General features: G+C 54.9%; 13 protein-coding genes and 1 tRNA gene. 8 read left to right on the top strand and 6 right to left on the bottom strand.

Annotated elements, in window-relative coordinates:
- Positions 1 to 45: 45 nt before the first annotated feature.
- Positions 46 to 504: a GatB/YqeY domain-containing protein gene (locus tag VLY20_01755; protein HUK55365.1), complete on the bottom strand. Its 459-nt coding sequence runs from the start codon at positions 502 to 504 to the stop codon at positions 46 to 48.
- A 185-nt stretch (positions 505 to 689) separates the two neighbouring features.
- Between VLY20_01755 and dksA the strand changes: the two genes are divergently transcribed.
- On the top strand, positions 690 to 1,094 hold the full coding sequence (gene dksA, locus VLY20_01750) for an RNA polymerase-binding protein DksA (GenBank protein HUK55364.1): 405 nt from the start codon (positions 690 to 692) through the stop codon (positions 1,092 to 1,094).
- A gap of 4 nt (positions 1,095 to 1,098) precedes the next feature.
- Here dksA and VLY20_01745 read toward each other — a convergent pair.
- The 3 genes from VLY20_01745 to VLY20_01735 all read right to left on the bottom strand — a co-directional run bounded on the left by VLY20_01745 (position 1,099) and on the right by VLY20_01735 (position 5,595).
- Positions 1,099 to 1,173, bottom strand: a tRNA-Val gene (locus VLY20_01745).
- 112 nt (positions 1,174 to 1,285) lie between these two features.
- Entirely contained in the window at positions 1,286 to 4,540 is a 3,255-nt protein-coding gene (locus VLY20_01740) for an efflux RND transporter permease subunit (GenBank protein ID HUK55363.1), read from the bottom strand.
- Entirely contained in the window at positions 4,537 to 5,595 is a 1,059-nt protein-coding gene (locus VLY20_01735) for an efflux RND transporter periplasmic adaptor subunit (GenBank protein HUK55362.1), read from the bottom strand. The genes VLY20_01740 and VLY20_01735 overlap by 4 nt, the downstream gene beginning before the upstream one ends.
- 205 nt (positions 5,596 to 5,800) lie before the next feature.
- On the opposite strand from VLY20_01735, the gene VLY20_01730 reads away from it, so the two are divergent.
- The gene (locus VLY20_01730) at positions 5,801 to 6,547 is read left to right on the top strand and encodes an FKBP-type peptidyl-prolyl cis-trans isomerase (GenBank protein ID HUK55361.1); all 747 of its coding nucleotides are present in this window, start codon (positions 5,801 to 5,803) and stop codon (positions 6,545 to 6,547) included.
- Between the two features lie 7 nt (positions 6,548 to 6,554).
- Here the strand turns inward: VLY20_01730 and VLY20_01725 are convergent, their stop codons facing one another.
- Entirely contained in the window at positions 6,555 to 7,985 is a 1,431-nt protein-coding gene (locus VLY20_01725) for a sigma-54 dependent transcriptional regulator (GenBank protein ID HUK55360.1), read from the bottom strand.
- Positions 7,978 to 9,456: an ATP-binding protein gene (locus VLY20_01720; protein HUK55359.1), complete on the bottom strand. Its 1,479-nt coding sequence runs from the start codon at positions 9,454 to 9,456 to the stop codon at positions 7,978 to 7,980. The genes VLY20_01725 and VLY20_01720 overlap by 8 nt, the downstream gene beginning before the upstream one ends.
- 383 nt (positions 9,457 to 9,839) lie before the next feature.
- Between VLY20_01720 and VLY20_01715 the strand changes: the two genes are divergently transcribed.
- The 6 genes from VLY20_01715 to VLY20_01690 all read left to right on the top strand — a co-directional run bounded on the left by VLY20_01715 (position 9,840) and on the right by VLY20_01690 (position 15,960).
- Positions 9,840 to 10,844: a sugar phosphate nucleotidyltransferase gene (locus VLY20_01715; GenBank protein ID HUK55358.1), complete on the top strand. Its 1,005-nt coding sequence runs from the start codon at positions 9,840 to 9,842 to the stop codon at positions 10,842 to 10,844.
- Positions 10,829 to 11,365 carry a BON domain-containing protein gene (locus tag VLY20_01710; GenBank protein ID HUK55357.1) on the top strand — a complete coding sequence of 179 codons (537 nt, stop codon included), beginning with the start codon at positions 10,829 to 10,831 and terminating at the stop codon, positions 11,363 to 11,365. Before VLY20_01715 ends, VLY20_01710 begins: the two co-directional genes overlap by 16 nt.
- A gap of 87 nt (positions 11,366 to 11,452) precedes the next feature.
- Positions 11,453 to 11,863, top strand: coding sequence for a CBS domain-containing protein (locus VLY20_01705; protein HUK55356.1), 411 nt, complete (start codon positions 11,453 to 11,455; stop codon positions 11,861 to 11,863).
- A 337-nt stretch (positions 11,864 to 12,200) separates the two neighbouring features.
- Positions 12,201 to 12,770, top strand: coding sequence for a peptidoglycan-associated lipoprotein Pal (gene pal, locus VLY20_01700; protein HUK55355.1), 570 nt, complete (start codon positions 12,201 to 12,203; stop codon positions 12,768 to 12,770).
- Positions 12,771 to 12,817: 47 nt separating this feature from the next.
- The gene (locus VLY20_01695; GenBank protein HUK55354.1) at positions 12,818 to 15,784 is read left to right on the top strand and encodes a cbb3-type cytochrome c oxidase subunit I; all 2,967 of its coding nucleotides are present in this window, start codon (positions 12,818 to 12,820) and stop codon (positions 15,782 to 15,784) included.
- A complete protein-coding gene (locus tag VLY20_01690; GenBank protein ID HUK55353.1) occupies positions 15,781 to 15,960 on the top strand; it encodes a hypothetical protein in 180 nt (59 codons plus the stop codon). The genes VLY20_01695 and VLY20_01690 overlap by 4 nt, the downstream gene beginning before the upstream one ends.
- Positions 15,961 to 15,978: the final 18 nt, after the last annotated feature.

The raw sequence follows: 15,978 nt of genomic DNA, 5'->3' as shown, positions 1-15,978 counted from the left end.
GGCCGTCTCTTTACAAGCAAAACGAAAAGCGGGTGTCAGACCCGTTTAGGATGACGGGGTTAAAAGGTCCTTCACCACCTGCCCGACAACCGAGCCATCAATTTTCCCCGCCACTTGAGGCATCAAGATCTTCATGATCTTCCCCATATCTTTCTGCCCGTTTGCGCCGATCTCCTTTATGAGAGCCTGGGCCTTGGCCTTGAGCTCTTCAACAGAAAGGGATTGTGGAAGATAGGTTTGTAGAATCTCAAGCTCATTTCGTTCCTTGGCCACCAGATCCATTCGTTTCCCCTTGGTGAACTGCTCAATGGAATCCTTGCGTTGTTTCGTGGCCGATATAATCGTTTCCAGTATATCTTGTTCGGTCAAAGGATTTTGTCTTCCCTTCGAAATCTCCTTGTTTTTAATCGAGGCCCGGAGCAATCGGATGACGGAAACCTTCAACGCATCTCCGTCACGCATAGCCGTTTTCATTTCTTCGAGGAGACGTTGTTGTAAAGACATCGGTGGGCTAAACTGTTTGAAAATAAATTATATATGTAAATGTCAATTATATCAGGTAAATCTCTTGGTGTCAAGGAAGCCTTTTAACCTTAATCTTATTGACTCAAAATCGTCTTTCTGATATAGTTTCGCATTCGCTGGTGTTGTCATCGGCAAATTTGACCACCACAAATAAGGGGCGCTCTATGGTCGGAAAAGATCGAAAAGTAAAGAAAGAACGCGAACTAAAAGAAGGAAAATACGAAGGAATCAAAAAGGACCTGGAACGCCAGAAAGCCGTTCTCTTGGCCGAATCCGGTGAAATCATTTCGGGCGGTCTAAATCCGGGCACGGAGAACTTTCCGGACATGACCGATCAGGCCTCGGCCGAGACGGATCAAAATTTTATACTGCGCCTCCGTGAACGAGAACAAAAACTGCTGAAAAAAATCGACGAAGCATTGGACCGCATCAGCAATGGAACCTTCGGCATTTGTGAAAGCTGCGGCGAAGAAATATCCCTGAAGCGACTGGAGGCCAGGCCCGTCACAACGCTGTGCATCGATTGTAAAACACAGCAGGAAGCGGATGAGAAAATCCGGGAATCCTAAAGCATGGTGGGCGATGCTGGTATCGAACCAGCGGCCTCTTGCGTGTGAAGCAAGCGCTCTACCACTGAGCTAATCGCCCCTGACAAGCCGTTTTTGTAACACAGTCATTTCGATATGTCAATGATGGATTGAATTCCGGTTTCTCGGCTCCGTTCTTTTCTATTATGTTTAGGTGGAGTCCAAGTTATTCCTTAGGTCTTTTTTCTCTTCTCCTCCCACTCTCCTAAAATTACGTAGATAACAGGAATCACAATCAGGGTCAGAAGGGTCGAAACAAAGACACCGAACAACAGCGAAACCGCCAATCCCTGGAAGATGGGATCAAAGATGATGACAAACGCCCCCACCATTAAAGCCGCGGCCGTCAGGAGAATCGGTCGCGTGCGCACCGCCCCGGCCCGAATCACCGCCTCGGACAACGCCTTGCCGTCCTTCTGCTCGGCCAGAATAAAGTCCACCAGCAAGATGGAATTCCGTACGATGATACCGGCCAGGGCGATAAAACCGATCATCGACGTGGCCGTGAAGTAAGAACCGGTTAGCCAATGGCCCGGAACAATTCCCACCAAGGTCAGGGGAATGGGGGCCATGATCACAAGAGGGGTGACGAAGGATTGAAACTGGGCCACGATAAGAAGGTAAATCAGAAGAAGGGCGACGCCAAAGGCGATACCCATGTCCCGGAAAGTCTCGTAGGTGATCTGCCATTCTCCGTCCCACTTCAGCGCCGGTTTTTCTTCTGATCCGGGCGGCCCTGTATAATATTCCTGAATCGAGTTTCCCCCCGGAAAGCGTAACGCCTTCAGTCCCTTGCTGATGTTGAGGATGCCATAAATGGGGCTCTCCTCCCTTCCGGACACATTCCCGACGACATAGGTCACGGACTTCAGATTCTTATGATAAATGGCTTGCTCCACCCGTCCTTCACCGACCCGCACCAACTCTGAAATCGGGATCATCCGACCGGAAGAATGCCGCAAGTAAATTTGTCCCAGTCCCTCGGTCCCCGAACGCAGCGGTCGGGATAGTCGAAGATCGATCACGACCGGATTTTTTTCCTGCAGGATGTGGGCGAGGCCAGTTGCATGGCCTCCAAGGGCCAGTTCGAGGGTTCGGACGATCTCTTCGGTGGAGATACCGTCCAAGCCGGCCTTCACGGTATCCACCCTGAACTCATACTGAACTTGGTCGGCCTCGATCGAGTCGTCAACATCCACGATACCGGCTGTCTCCTCAAAAACCTCACGAACCCGCCGGGCCAGTTCGGTGCGTTTTTCATCATCCGTTCCGTACACCTCCGCAACCAGAACCGCTTGGACCGGCGGTCCGGGCGGAACCTCGACCACCTTGACATTCGCGCCGAACCGCTTGGCAACGGTCTGGACCTCCGACCGGATCCGATTTGCGACGTCGTGACTCTGGCTCGACCGCTCCTGTTTTTCAACCAGATTGATCTGGACGTCGGCCATGGAGCCAGCTTCCCTTAGGAAGTAATGCCGGACCAGGCCGTTAAAATTAAAGGGCGAGGCCGTTCCCACATAGGCCTGGTAATGATCCACCTCGGGAACGGTTTTCAGGTACGACGTCAGGGACTGGGTTGCCCGGGCCGTTTCTTCCAGAGGAGTCCCCTCCGGCATGTCGACGACGAGTTGCAGCTCGCTCTTGTTGTCAAAGGGCAGCATCTTCATTACCGTCAGCTTGAAATAAAACAGAGAGAGAGAGCCCAGCAGCAGGAGACCCACACCGCTTAAGAGAAGGACGCGATTTCGGACACTGCGAATCAGCGGGGTCAGGAGCCATCGATAGAACCGATCCAGACCGGAATCGCGCGAAGACTCATCGGGACCGGACGTACGATCTTCGAAGGATAGATTCTGATGACAGATCCGGCAAAACCAGGGCACGATCACAAAAGCGACCAGGAGGGAGAAGAACATGGCGATGGAAGCGTTGACCGGGATGGGCCTCATGTAGGGCCCCATGAGACCTGAGATAAAGGCCATCGGAAGCAAGGCTGCAATCACCGTCAATGTGGCCAGGATGGTCGGATTGCCAACCTCGTCCACCGCCAGGATCGCGGAGAGGATTCCTCCGTCACGCCGGTCTTTCGGTTCCAGCCGGAGGTGGCGATAGATATTCTCGACGATCACGATCGCATCGTCGACCAAAATACCGATCGAGAAGATCAGGGCAAACAGCGTGACCCGATTAATCGTGTAGCCGATCAACCACGAGACAAACAGGGTCAGGGACAAGGTCAATGGAATGGCCAGGGATACGACGCCGGCTTCGCGAACCCCCAGGGCCAGTCCCAGAAAAATCACCACGGCCAGGATCGCATAGAGAAGATGCTTTAAGAGTTCGTTGGCTTTTTCATTGGCCGTCCGGCCATAATCCCGCGTTACCGTCACATGGATATCCGACGGAATTACTGAACCTTTCAGATCCTCCACCTTTTGTATAATGGCGCGCGACACCTCAACAGCGTTGGTACCGGCCTGCTTGCCGACCGCCAGAGTGACCGCGGGGTAATCCGATGAAGCATCGATGGCAGGATCGGACATTGAATCCCGGGAGGATTCGTTCGCCCGATTTCCGGCACCGGTCCCGAACCATACATAACGAGACGCCTCTTCCGGACCATCCCTCACTTCCGCCACGTCCCTTAGAAAGACCGGCCTACCTTCATGCATTCCGACCACGAGCCGTTCCAGATCTTCCGGACTTTTGATAAAGTCGCCGGATTCAACCTGATACTCCCGGTTTCCGCGTTGAAAGCGGCCGGCAGGAAGCTTTTGATTGCCTTCTTGGATCGTCGAGACCAGTTCAAGCGGGGTCACACCGTAGGATTTCATCCGCCCCGGATCCAGGATCACACGAAACCGGCGTAGCCTTCCGCCCACGATGAATCCGCCGGAAGTCTTCGGAATTTTCTTCACCTCTTCGAGCAGATGATCCGCGACGCGGCGCAGTTGAAAATCATCGTAGCGCGGGCTCCAAAGCGTCAGGGTCACGATCGGCACATCATTGATGTCCCGGGGCTTCACCATAAAGTCCGGGGCGCCCGGAGGCAACAGATCGCGATTGGACATCAGTTTGTCGTACAGATCCACCAAGCTTTTTTCGAGGTCCTCGCCGACATAGAAACGGACAATGAAAAACGCCATGCCCGGCTGCGAGGTGGAGTAAACGTATTCCACCCGACGAATCTCGGTCAGCTTGCGTTCAAGGGGTCGGACCACCAGTTCCTCCACTTCCTTGGGCGAAGCCCCGGGGAAAGGGATAAAGACATCCGCCATGGGAACAACAATCTGTGGCTCTTCCTCCCGAGGGGTGACCAGGATGGCAAAACTTCCCAGCAAGAGCGAAGCGATCATGATGAGCGGGGTAAGTTTGGAGCGGATGAAGACCTGCACGATCCTTCCGCTCAGACCCAATCCGGTCATGGTCGGTCGCCCTTCCCCTTCTCGATAACCGCCCCCTCCCGACCCTCCGAAGCGCGGGTCAGGATTCGCTCGCCGGGCGCCATCCCGGAGAGGACCTCGACCCGATCTCCCTGCATCTGTCCCAGTCGGACCAGTCTTGACTGGACAACCTCGGATTCGCCCACAACGTAGACCCGGGATAGTTCTCCCTCCGTCCGGACGGCGGCTTGAGGAATCACCAAGGCCGTTCGTTGTCCGATGACGAGGATCATCCTTCCATACAAACCGGTCTTGATCCCGGGAATGGACGGTAGATCCGCCTTCATCCAAAAAGAGTGCGTTGACGGATCGGCGGACGGCAGGATCTGGACGACACGGCCTTCGATAACCCTGTCTCCCAAGACGTCCAGACGGACCACGACCGTTTGGCCGATACGCAGGCCGGCGACATCCATTTCGGCCACGGGAACTTCAAGACGGAGATGTTCTTGATCCTCGATTCGCAACAGGGATCGCCCCGGCGAAGCAAGTTCTCCGACCTCGATCATCTTTTCCGTGATCACACCGTCGAAAGGGGCTTTGATGATCGTGTAAGACAGATCGGCCCGGATCGCACTTAATACCGCTTCCGCCACTTTATAGGCTCGTTCGGCATTATCCAGCTCTTGTTGGGTCGCCGAACGTTCCGTAAACAACGTCTTGACCCTCTCAAAATCGATCTTCGCGTTCTCAAGCTCGGCCTCCGCCCGTTCACGTTGAGCTTGGAGAGCCCGGCTGTCCAAGATGATCAAGACTTCACCCGTATGGACCCGACTCCCTTCTTTCACCCGGATTTCTTCCACCAGCCCGAGCCCCTTGCTTGCGAGGGTGGCCTCGGATGCGGCGGTGACGGTTCCCGTAACCTCCCTGTACACCGGGATCTCTTCCGAATGGAGAGTGATCACTTCTGCTCGGATGACCGGCCTTTCGAACCGAAGGGGACCGACCTTTTTTCCAGGGATCGTCAGGAATACTGCAAAGAGGATCAACGACAGGAGACCGGCCAGCCAGACCCATTTCCACCGGATGGTACTCATTCAGAGGCCTCCTTGCGTCAAGGGCTTAATTACTCCTTGGCACGTCGCCGTAATATTAACATAATGATTGACTCGATCAGGGAATTCGATTATACAGGAGAGGCACAAATAACAAAAGTTCCATGAAATTACCTATCCCAGCGATGCCTGCGTAGGAAACGGCCAGCACAGCGCCGGGCATTGATCAACCCAGAAAGGAGATCTTATGTTATTGCGACTGGTTGCCGTATTCGGTATTGCCCTGCTGCCCGGTTCGGTGCTCGCAGCGGATTCCACGGTCCTGAAGACCGAAAAGGACAAGGTCAGCTATAGTATCGGGCTGGATATCGGAGACAATTTCAAAAAACAATCCATCGAGGTCGATCCGGATCTGTTGGCCCGAGGCGTCAAAGACGCGATGTCGGGTGAGAAACCCCTGCTCACGGAAGAGGAGGTCCGAGCCGTCATGTCTGCGTTTGAACAGGAGATGCAGGCCAAGACGATCGCGCACAACAAAGAACTTGGAGACAAAAACATGAAGGAAGGGGAAGCCTTCCTGGCCGAGAACAAGAATAAAGAAGGCGTGGTCACGCTTCCGAGCGGTCTTCAGTACAAAGTGATCACAACCGGCAAAGGGAAGAAACCCAAAGCCACCGACACGGTCACGACTCAGTACCGTGGCACTCTGATCGACGGCACCGAGTTCGACAGCTCGTACAAACGCGGACAGCCCGCCACGTTCCCGGTAACCGGCGTCATCGCCGGCTGGACCGAGGCGCTCCAGTTAATGCCGGTCGGCTCAAAATGGCAGCTCTTCGTCCCTGCAAATCTGGCCTACGGCCCGCGGGGCGCCGGACAGGTGATCGGACCCAATGCCGCACTCATTTTTGAAGTGGAACTGCTCTCGATTCAGGAAAAAGCGAAAACTCCAAAAGCACCAAGTCAGGGAAAAGCAAAAACTCCGGTGAAGTGACATCGTCTTAGGGCGACTTCCCTTTTTCGGTTATTGAGGGCGTCAAACTTCCGCCGGGAGTGAGCCCGTACTGACGAATCTTGAGACGAAGGGTTTTGTAGTCGATCCCCAAGACCTTCGCCGCTTTGACGCGGTTCCAATTGGTCTGGAGGAGGGTTTCCACGAGAAGAACTCGTTCCGCCTCTTCCGCGGCATGTCGGCTGACCTCCCGAAGGGAGCTCGCCTTGGTCCGGTCTTCCGTCGCACCCGGAACGCTCGCAGGCGAGGGAACGTCGAACGGATAGAGATGTATTTCTCGGGAGGTGATGACTTTTCCATCCGAGAGGATGATCGCCCGTTCGAGGAGATTCTCAAGTTCCCGGACGTTTCCTGGATAATGATATTTCATGAGAGCTTCCAAGGCCTCCGGAGATATCTGCACCTTCCGTTTTCCCTCCGTCTGAAATTTTTTCAGAAAGTATTCCACCAACTGGGGAATGTCTTCCTTCCGTTCGCGGAGTGGCGGTACGGTAACCGGCACCACGTTGAGACGATAGAAAAGGTCTTCGCGAAATCGTCCCCCGCGAACCTCCTCTTGTAGGTTTTTATTGGTGGCGGCAATGACCCGAATATTGACCCGGTGTGTGCGTGTTCCACCGACGCGTTCAAATTCTTTGGTCTGAAGCACTCGAAGCAGTTTGCCCTGGATATCGCCGTCCATCTCGGCCACCTCGTCCAAAAAGAGCGTACCCCGATCGGCCAGTTCAAACCGACCCGGTTTGGCCAGCGTCGCGCCGGTGAACGCCCCTTTCTCGTGTCCGAAAAATTCGCTCTCCATCAGACCCGCCGGAACTGCGGCGCAGTTGACGACGATAAACGGGGCTTTTTGCCGGGGACTCCTCTGATGAATGGCCCGCGCGATGAGGTCTTTTCCCGTTCCGGTCTCACCCTGAAGCAAAACGGTGGCCTTGTCATCTTGGGCCACCTTGGCGATGATCCGGTGAATATTCTGGATGGCTTCGCTCCTCCCGATCAGCCGGACGGAATCTTCGAGGAGGCCCAATTCTTCGCGGAGATAAACATTTTCCCGAACCAGTTCTTGATTTTTGATGGCGCGCTGAATGGTGATCAGGAGTTCCTCTTTCGAGAAAGGCTTCATGACATAATCAAAAGCCCCTTCGCGCATGGCTTTTACCGCGGTCTCGATCGTTCCAAAGGCGGTCATGATGATCACGTGAAGGTCCGGATTGATTTTCCGGAGCCGTTTCAGCAGTTCAATCCCGTCCATCTGGGACATTTTCATGTCGCTGATTACCAGATCGAAGGACTGGTTTTGGGCCACGGCCAGGGCCTGTTCCGGATTGTTCTCCGTGGTCACATCAAAACCCTCATGGGTCAGGATGTCGCCCAAAATACTGGTCTGCACTTTTTCATCATCGACAATCAGAACGCTAGGCATGGCCCCCTTCCGTTTGGATCGGGAACAGGAGCGTGAAAACCGAACCCTCTCCGACCCGGCTTTCAACCTTGATCCTCCCGCCGTGCTCCTGAACAATCCGCTCGACGATCGAAAGCCCCAACCCAAAACCGCGCTCTTTGGTGGTGAAATACGGACCGAACAGTTGCGGCAGGTTTTCAGGGGGGATTCCGCAACCGGTATCCCGGACGGAGACGGCAACCGCTTCGGTCCCGTTGTTGGAAACCGATGTGGAAAGGTGAAGCTCGCCGCCATTCGGCATCGCCTGCAAGGCATTGATCAATAAATTGAGGAGCGCCTGACGTAGTTGGTGATAATCCACCCACAGTTTTGGAAGGTTCCCCTGATACTCCCGATAAATCTTGACCTGTTGTTGGTCCACCTCGGGGGCGATCGAGGCCAAGGTTTCATCGATCAAGCCGTTGAAATCCGTTGGTTGCCGCGACAGAGAGGTCGGCTTTGCGGATCGAAGAAAGCCTTCAACAATTTTATTGAGTCGATCCACCTCCCGCTGCATGTTGGTGGACAAGTCCATAAATTTCTCTCGTTCCGGGTGACCGGCCGGGGCAAACCGGTCTCGTATATGATCGATGATAAGGCCGATGCTGTTCAGCGGGTTCTTAATCTCGTGGGCCACCCGGGCGGCCAACTGGCTTGCGATCTCCAGCTTTTCCACCCGTTTTTGCGCTTCCTCCAGTTTGACAATGCCCTCGCTCATCCGGTTGAAGGTGGCCATCAGGACGCCGACCTCGTCCCGGCGGGACTCGTCCAGGCGCTGATTAAAGTCCCCCTGGCCGATCCGGACCGCCGCCCGGACCAATTCGCCGATCGGCCGGGTCACACTTTTCGCGAAGTAGGAAGCAAAAATCAGACCGATCATAAAAAGACCCGCCGTCGTGATCAAACCCCAAAGTTTGATCCGGTTCAAAAGCGCCACCGCATAATCCATCGACATCTCGATCCGCCCAAGTCCCAGAAGCTGTTCTTTATGGAAAACGGGAAAGGTCATGAACATAAAGGTCCGATCACCCCGCTTCTGGATCCGGGTATCGATCTTATTCTTTTTCAGGTTGGCCAGGGTCTCCGGAGTGATTTGTTCATTCGGCGGAAGAGTCCGTCCCTCGCTTTGCGCCGGATCGTCGATGACGACTTTATTCTGATCGTTAATAAAATAGAGGTCGTTGATTCCTTCATTAACACTGAAAATATCGAAGCGAGACTCCTCTTCGCTGAAATGCCGTATGAACTCTCGGATTTGTTGTCGGTCGTCATCCGAAAGGTTGGAAAGAACCTGATGATCCGTTTTTAAAAGCAAGCGCGATAGATTCAGTTGAAGGGTCTTGCCCATGAGCAGGGCGCGTTGACGGATCTGATCGGTCAGAACCTGTTTTTCCATTTGATAGTTCAGAATGAACAGCAGCCCCGTCGTCGTCAACAGGATCAGAAGCATCATCCATGTAAGGCGCCACCTGAACGACCAAATGGAATACATGCCGTTTATGCTACCATACGAAGTGGTCACGTCACAAGTCACGGTCCTGCCTCGCATAGAATTCTCAAGCAAATTTCAGACCATCTTCCACGGTGGCCTTAATCCTGCTAAAAAGGGTTTATCATCCTAATCAATCAGTCATCGCCTCCCGAAATCCGGGTATGACGACCCCACTTTCAGTTCCTTTTCTGGTACTCATTCATAGCGATAAGCAGCCAGGTAATCACATTTTTGTCTGGTATGGTCCTTGCAGATGGCGTCCACTGAGTCCGCGACATCTCGGACGCAATGATCATCCGTTGGGGGTGAAAACCATGATCAAAAAATGCTACAGAGAAGACTGGTTGAGCGAACCCCTGCGTTGTGGGATCGTCTTGGCGGCGGGTGACGGAAAACGCCTGCGATCGTTTATCCACCGGCTTCGAGGGGACGGAATCCCAAAACAGTTCGTCAATTTCCTGGGAACCCGTTCGATGCTCGAGCAAACGTATCACCGCGTCGAAAAACTGATCCCCCCGGAATATCTCTTAACCATCGTCAACAGGGATCACCTTCGTTATCTCGATGTCCGCCGTCAGCTTTCGAGTCGGTCCGAAAAAACGGTCATCGTTCAGCCCGAAAATAAGGGTACCGGTCCCGGACTTTTCCTGCCGTTGATGCATCTTTCCAAACGCTATCCGGCCTCCGTTGTCGCCGTCTTCCCTTCGGACCACTTCATTCTGGAAGAGGATTCATTCATAGAGCACGTCGCGACGGCCTTTCGGTTTGTTGAACGAAATCCATCCCGCCTCGTGTTGTTGGGGATCCAGCCGTGGGAACCGGAGTCGGAATACGGCTATATTCTTCCGGGCTCACAGGTCGAGGATCTCGATTCGGGGGAGGTCCGAAATATCCTGGAGTTCGTGGAAAAACCCGAACCCAGAATAGCCAGCGTCCTTATCCAAAGAAGCGGGTTGTGGAATTCTTTTGTGATGGTCTTCCGAGCCAAAACGATGCTGGATCTGATGGCGCTCAATTCCCCGGATCTCTATCTCGCCTATCAACGCATCGAAGATGCAATCGGGACGGCCCTGGAGCGGGACGTGGTCGAATCGGTCTACGCACAGATACCGACGATGAATTTTTCAAAGGAGGTGTTGGAAAATATTGTGCGAAGCTACCCGTCCCACTTGGCGGTGTTGACCGTTGCCGACATTACGTGGAGCGATTGGGGGTCAGAACGCCGCATTTTGGGCGATTTGAGGCGATTGGGTTATCTGAACCGCTTGGATGAAATCGGCCGGTTAAAACATGCGGAAACCAAGCCGCCTGAAAGCGAAGGGGGTGATTTTGTATGGGAAAATTCATGAATGTGGGCGGCGGGGCCTTATTGCTTGCGTCCGTTGTTTTGGTGGTTCTGTTCCCGGTCCCGGCCTCGCCCGCGGTGCAATTAGAAAAGGGAGATCTCTGGATTAAAACCGCCTTGGAGTCCGTCATGGAAAAAGATGGCCGTCTGGACTTGAACCGCATCGGAGTGTCGTCCCGCAAAGGGATCGTCAAATTGGAGGGAACGGTCCTGACCGGCGAGGAAAAGGGCCTGGCCGAACTGCTCGCGATGCAGATCCCCGGTGTTCGAGGGGTTCAGAATAATATGCAGGTCATACCGCCGCTCAATCAGGACATCGCCATCGAAAAAGAGACCCAGTCGGTCTTGATCGAAAACCCCCTGATCGATATTGAGGCGCTTCATGTTCGCGCGAATAACGGCATCGTAACGATGTCGGGGATCGTCGATCGGCCTTGCGAGAAACATCTGGCGGATCGACTCGTTTCCATGTTGCCGGACGTCCACAAGGTCGTCGACCGGATGGAAACGCTTCAGCGGACCTGATCGGATTACAGGAAAGGGGATATTCAGACCAGGGGGCTCGACCGGACGTTCCGTTCGGTCCGCGCTCTTATCTTAAAGGAGGCCATCATGGCGATTCAAACGCTGTATCGGATGATTCAGGATATCAAAGGAACCAACACCATGCGCATCCATACCGGAACGGGAGGCATGGCGGTTGCTCAGATGTTGCTTTCGGCGCACACCCCGGAAGTCCCGGTCGTGGACAAGCAGGGCCGCTTCGTCGGCCATGTCGGCGAATCCGAACTGCTCCAGGTCATTGAATCCGGGAGAGAACTGCGGTCGGTCAAGGTGGAGGATATTATGAGCCGGGAACTTCATGGCGTGCCCGAGACCACCCCGATCGAGACGGCCCTGAGCTTCATGAAAAAAAATCGCCTGCTCAATCTTCCCGTTGTGGAGAACGGCATTTTGATCAAGACCGTCAGCACCCACGATCTTCTCAGGGCGATGGTCGACGCCGGACTCGGACTGGAATAGGAACACCCCAGGATGCATCGTAAAAAAGACCCGATGAGGGAGGATATTCTGCGGCGCGGGAGGGGACTAGCGTACAGGAACGATGCCATGAACCCTTTTTATGGAAAGGAGGAGCCCATGGAATGTCAACGATGTCATGGAATCATGATTGAAGAACGGATCTTTACCCGGGACGGGGGAACTCCCATGGTTCGATGTATCCATTGCGGAGATCTGGTCGATACGGTCGTCATTTCCAACCGGAACCGGTCCGCGGCACACTTCCAAAAGGGCCGTGAGAGACGGGACCCGTATCTATGAATCGATCATTTTGAATTCTGACGAAAGGAGTACGCCGATGCGACCTCTGCAATCCGGTATTCCGATCTTTCTCCTATTGATGATCCTGACGGTTGTGACGGCTTGCAACCGGAAAACGGCGACGGCCACCGTCAAGGCCGCCGCTTCCTCAAACACCGGAGCCACGAAAGCTCCGGAACCCCCCGCGGACGCGGCCTCCGTTCCCAAGAGTCAGATACCGGAGTCGGTCGAGGCCTCCAAACCGATGAACGTCGGACTCTCCGGTCAATCACTCCACGACGCCTTCTTTGATTTTGATAAGTCTCAGATCCGGAACGACGCCCAACGGTCCTTGCAAAAAGACGCCGAGATCTTGAATCACAATCCCGGCCTGAAGGTCCGGATCGAGGGACACTGCGATGATCGCGGAACGGAGGAATACAATCTGGTCCTGGGAAGCCATCGGGCGGAAGCGGTAAAACAATATTTGGTCACATTGGGTGTGGATGCTTCGCGGATCTCGACCATCAGCTACGGAAAGGACAAACCCTTTTGCTCCCAACACAACCCAACTTGCTATCAGGAGAACCGACGCGGTCATTTTCTCCGCTTAAGCGCGGGAACGTAAGGGCCATCCTTTAAATAAATGTGTCCTTCCATTCAAGGAGACATCGCATGAATGACGAGGTCCTCGTCAACCGATCGTTAGTGAAACAATGGCTGGCTTGGGCCATGGTCTGGCTGACCGTCTTTCCTCTCGTAGGCCTGCTCGTTTCGATCAAGTTCCATGAGCCCGACTTTCTGGGCGGCATTTCGTGGCTGACCTTCGGACGCTTGCGTCCGGTTCATGTCAACGGCGTAATCTTCGGAGCGTTCTCCACCACCTTCATCGCCCTGGCCTACTATTTCGTCCCCCGCCTCTGCGGGGTCCGGATGTATAAAGAAGAATGGGGCCGGTGGTTGTTGTGGATCTGGAACGCCTTTATCGTCTTCGGCGCCATCTCCTTCATGCTGGGCTACAACTCGGGACTGGAGGCCGGAGAATTCGAATGGCCCTTCGCGATTCTGCGTTTCATTGTCCTGTCGGCGGTCACCATCCAGATCATGGGAACGATCTGGCGGCGCAAGGAGAGGCGGTTTTACGTGGCGATGTGGTACACCACCGCGGCCTTCATCTGGACCGTGATGAACCTGGTTTTAGGGGATGTCATTCTGAAATACGTCCCGGCCTTCTCCGGCGTCAACAGCGCCGCGATGCACGGCCTGTATATTCATTATATCGTCGGGCTGTGGCTGACGCCGGCCGGACTCGCGACGATTTATTACTTTATTCCGGTCAGTTCCAAGAACCCCCTCTACAGCCACCGCCTGTCGTTGTTGGGATTCTGGTCGCTGGCCCTCTTCTATCCCTTCGTCGGAATCCACCATTATCTTTACAGCCCGATCCCGAACATGAATCAGACGATGGCGATCACGACCAGCATGTTTCTGATCATTCCGGTCTGGGCCGTGACCGTCAATTTCTTCGGGACGATGGCCGGCCGCTGGGGAACGATCCTCGGCGGCGGAGGAGGAGACAACTACGCCGCCAAGTTTTTAATTCTCGGCGCCATTTATTATTTCCTCGGCTGCTTTCAAGGATCAACGGAGGCGCTCCGAAGGGTCCAGCAGCTGACCCATTTCAACGATTTCGTGATTTCGCATTCCCATCTCACAGTCTTCGGGGCCATGGTCCTCTGGGTCATCGGCGGACTTTACTATGTCTGGCCGCGGGTGACAGGGCGTGAACTGTGGAGCAACCGCTTGGGCAGCTGGCATCTCTGGCTCACCATCACGGGGTTCAGCCTGATGGCCGCCGTCCTGACCGCCATGGGGTTTGTCCAGGGCTCGATGCTGGAGTACCAGGCCAATTTCGTCGATACCGTGAAAGAGTTGAAGCCCTGGTGGGCGGTCCGCAGTCTCTCCGGGCTGACGATGGATATCGGCTTCGTACTGTTGGTGATCAACCTATATAAAACGGCGCGCGAAGGAAAACCGGTGGAGCGGGAGGTTCCGGACACCTCCCTTTGGGAGCCAACCCCGTCAACAATGGCCCCGCCCCGAGGGAGTTGGGTCGAGACCCCCTCCACGGTTTTCCTCGCAGCCGGACTGGGATTTTTCTTCCTCGCGGTCTTCGTGCAGGGGATCGTGCCGTGGATGATGCCCCAGACTCGCACCGATACGGTGATCGATGAAGCCACGAAAAAACCGATCCGTGTGGCCGACTACACGCCGCTCGAAGCCCGAGGGAGAAAGGTCTATATCCGGGAGGGATGCTGGTATTGTCACTCCCAATATGTCCGCTCCGTCACGGGAGAAACGCTGCGTTGGGGACCGGTTTCTCAGGCCGGCGAATACGCCTATGATTTCCCCCATCTCTTCGGAACGCGCCGCATCGGTCCGGACCTGACACGGGTGGGAAGAAAATACGGGGATGACTGGAACACGGCCCATCACTGGAACCCGCGTCATGTCGTTCCGGACTCGATCATGCCGTCGTTTCCCTGGCTTTTCAATCCGGCGAAAGGAAACGAACCACCCCGACTGAACGACGATGGGAAGGCGCTCGTCGCGTACCTCCAGCGGTTGGGTACGGGAATCGGAGACTGGCGCGAGACATTTATACCAACCCGCTTATCCTCCGGAGTTTCGCTCACGATGGCTCCCCGGGAGCGAGCGCAGCTCGTCTTGTTGGGAAAAGAAGTCTACGAACGGCGTTGCATCGGCTGTCATGGGGAAAACGGTGACGGACAGGGGCCATCCGCCGTCTTTTTAGACCCCAAACCGCGGGACTTCACCCGAGGGGTTTTCAAATTCCGCTCGACGCCGGGAAAGGATTCCCTGCCGACCGACGGTGATCTTTTTATTACCGTCACCCATGGACTATGGGGAACGGCCATGCCGACCTGGCAGGAGATCTCGGAGCGTGAACGGATCGCGGTTATCCAGTACATTAAAACCTTCTCGGATCGCTGGGCGAAAGAGCCGGTCGGTGAACCGATCCCCGTGCCGCCCGAGCCTCCGGTCACCGAGGCTTCGATCGAAAACGGCGAGAAACTGTTCCACGGCAAAGCCATCTGTTATTTATGCCATGGTGCAGCAGGACAAGGCGACGGGATACTGGCCAAAGGACTGACGGACGTTTGGGGTCATCAGGAACATCCGGCCAACTTTACGTTGCCGGCCGGCGAGCACGGCGGGGTAAAGCTGGGCCATGACGGAGACCACATCTTTAAGACGATCATGACCGGCGTGGGCGGAACCCCCATGCCGGAATTTGAAAGTCAGCTCATCCCCCCGGATTTGAGAAAGCGTAATAGTTGTGCGGCCCCTCAGGGTCTGACCCCCATGGGGATTTGGGACATTGTGCACTATGTGCAGTCCTTGCGCGTCCAGGCCCATGCCGGCGAACTGGTGGCCGTGGGACTGAAAACATCGGACCGGACCGAGGCGCTGTCCACGGTCTGGGCCTCGCTGTCGGACGCCGCGCAAACAGGTCACTTGGATCACGGTGTGATTCAAGAGGAGCTGGCGCAATTGGATAAGCATCCATTGAAGGTTGCGCAGGGGCCGGCGCCGGCCTTCCCCGGAGGTCGACCATGAACAAAGAAGCCAAACCACCCGATCAAGAAACGCACGGTGAAGGGGAACTCTATCTGTACAAAGAAGCCGGGATTTCGGAACGACACGGAAAAATTCCACCATGGCTCGTGGTCGTCGCGATCGCCCTGCTGATCTGGGGGGTCTATTACACGATACAATACTGGAGCACCGACTAAGGGGATGACCGATTTGTA

Source organism: Nitrospiria bacterium (assembly GCA_035517655.1).
Lineage (GTDB): Bacteria > Nitrospirota > Nitrospiria > JACQBZ01 > JACQBZ01 > JACQBZ01.
Note: the sequence above shows the minus strand (reverse complement) of the source record. Positions and strands in the feature narration are given on the sequence as shown.

Coding starts and splice junctions, on each gene's coding strand:
- VLY20_01755 (HUK55365.1), bottom strand. CDS start 504: ATGTCTTTACAACAACGTCTCCTCGAAGAAATGAAAACGGCTATGCGT.
- dksA (HUK55364.1), top strand. CDS start 690: ATGGTCGGAAAAGATCGAAAAGTAAAGAAAGAACGCGAACTAAAAGAA.
- VLY20_01740 (HUK55363.1), bottom strand. CDS start 4,540: ATGACCGGATTGGGTCTGAGCGGAAGGATCGTGCAGGTCTTCATCCGC.
- VLY20_01735 (HUK55362.1), bottom strand. CDS start 5,595: ATGAGTACCATCCGGTGGAAATGGGTCTGGCTGGCCGGTCTCCTGTCG.
- VLY20_01730 (HUK55361.1), top strand. CDS start 5,801: ATGTTATTGCGACTGGTTGCCGTATTCGGTATTGCCCTGCTGCCCGGT.
- VLY20_01725 (HUK55360.1), bottom strand. CDS start 7,985: ATGCCTAGCGTTCTGATTGTCGATGATGAAAAAGTGCAGACCAGTATT.
- VLY20_01720 (HUK55359.1), bottom strand. CDS start 9,456: ATGATGCTTCTGATCCTGTTGACGACGACGGGGCTGCTGTTCATTCTG.
- VLY20_01710 (HUK55357.1), top strand. CDS start 10,829: ATGGGAAAATTCATGAATGTGGGCGGCGGGGCCTTATTGCTTGCGTCC.
- VLY20_01705 (HUK55356.1), top strand. CDS start 11,453: ATGGCGATTCAAACGCTGTATCGGATGATTCAGGATATCAAAGGAACC.
- pal (HUK55355.1), top strand. CDS start 12,201: ATGCGACCTCTGCAATCCGGTATTCCGATCTTTCTCCTATTGATGATC.
- VLY20_01695 (HUK55354.1), top strand. CDS start 12,818: ATGAATGACGAGGTCCTCGTCAACCGATCGTTAGTGAAACAATGGCTG.
- VLY20_01690 (HUK55353.1), top strand. CDS start 15,781: ATGAACAAAGAAGCCAAACCACCCGATCAAGAAACGCACGGTGAAGGG.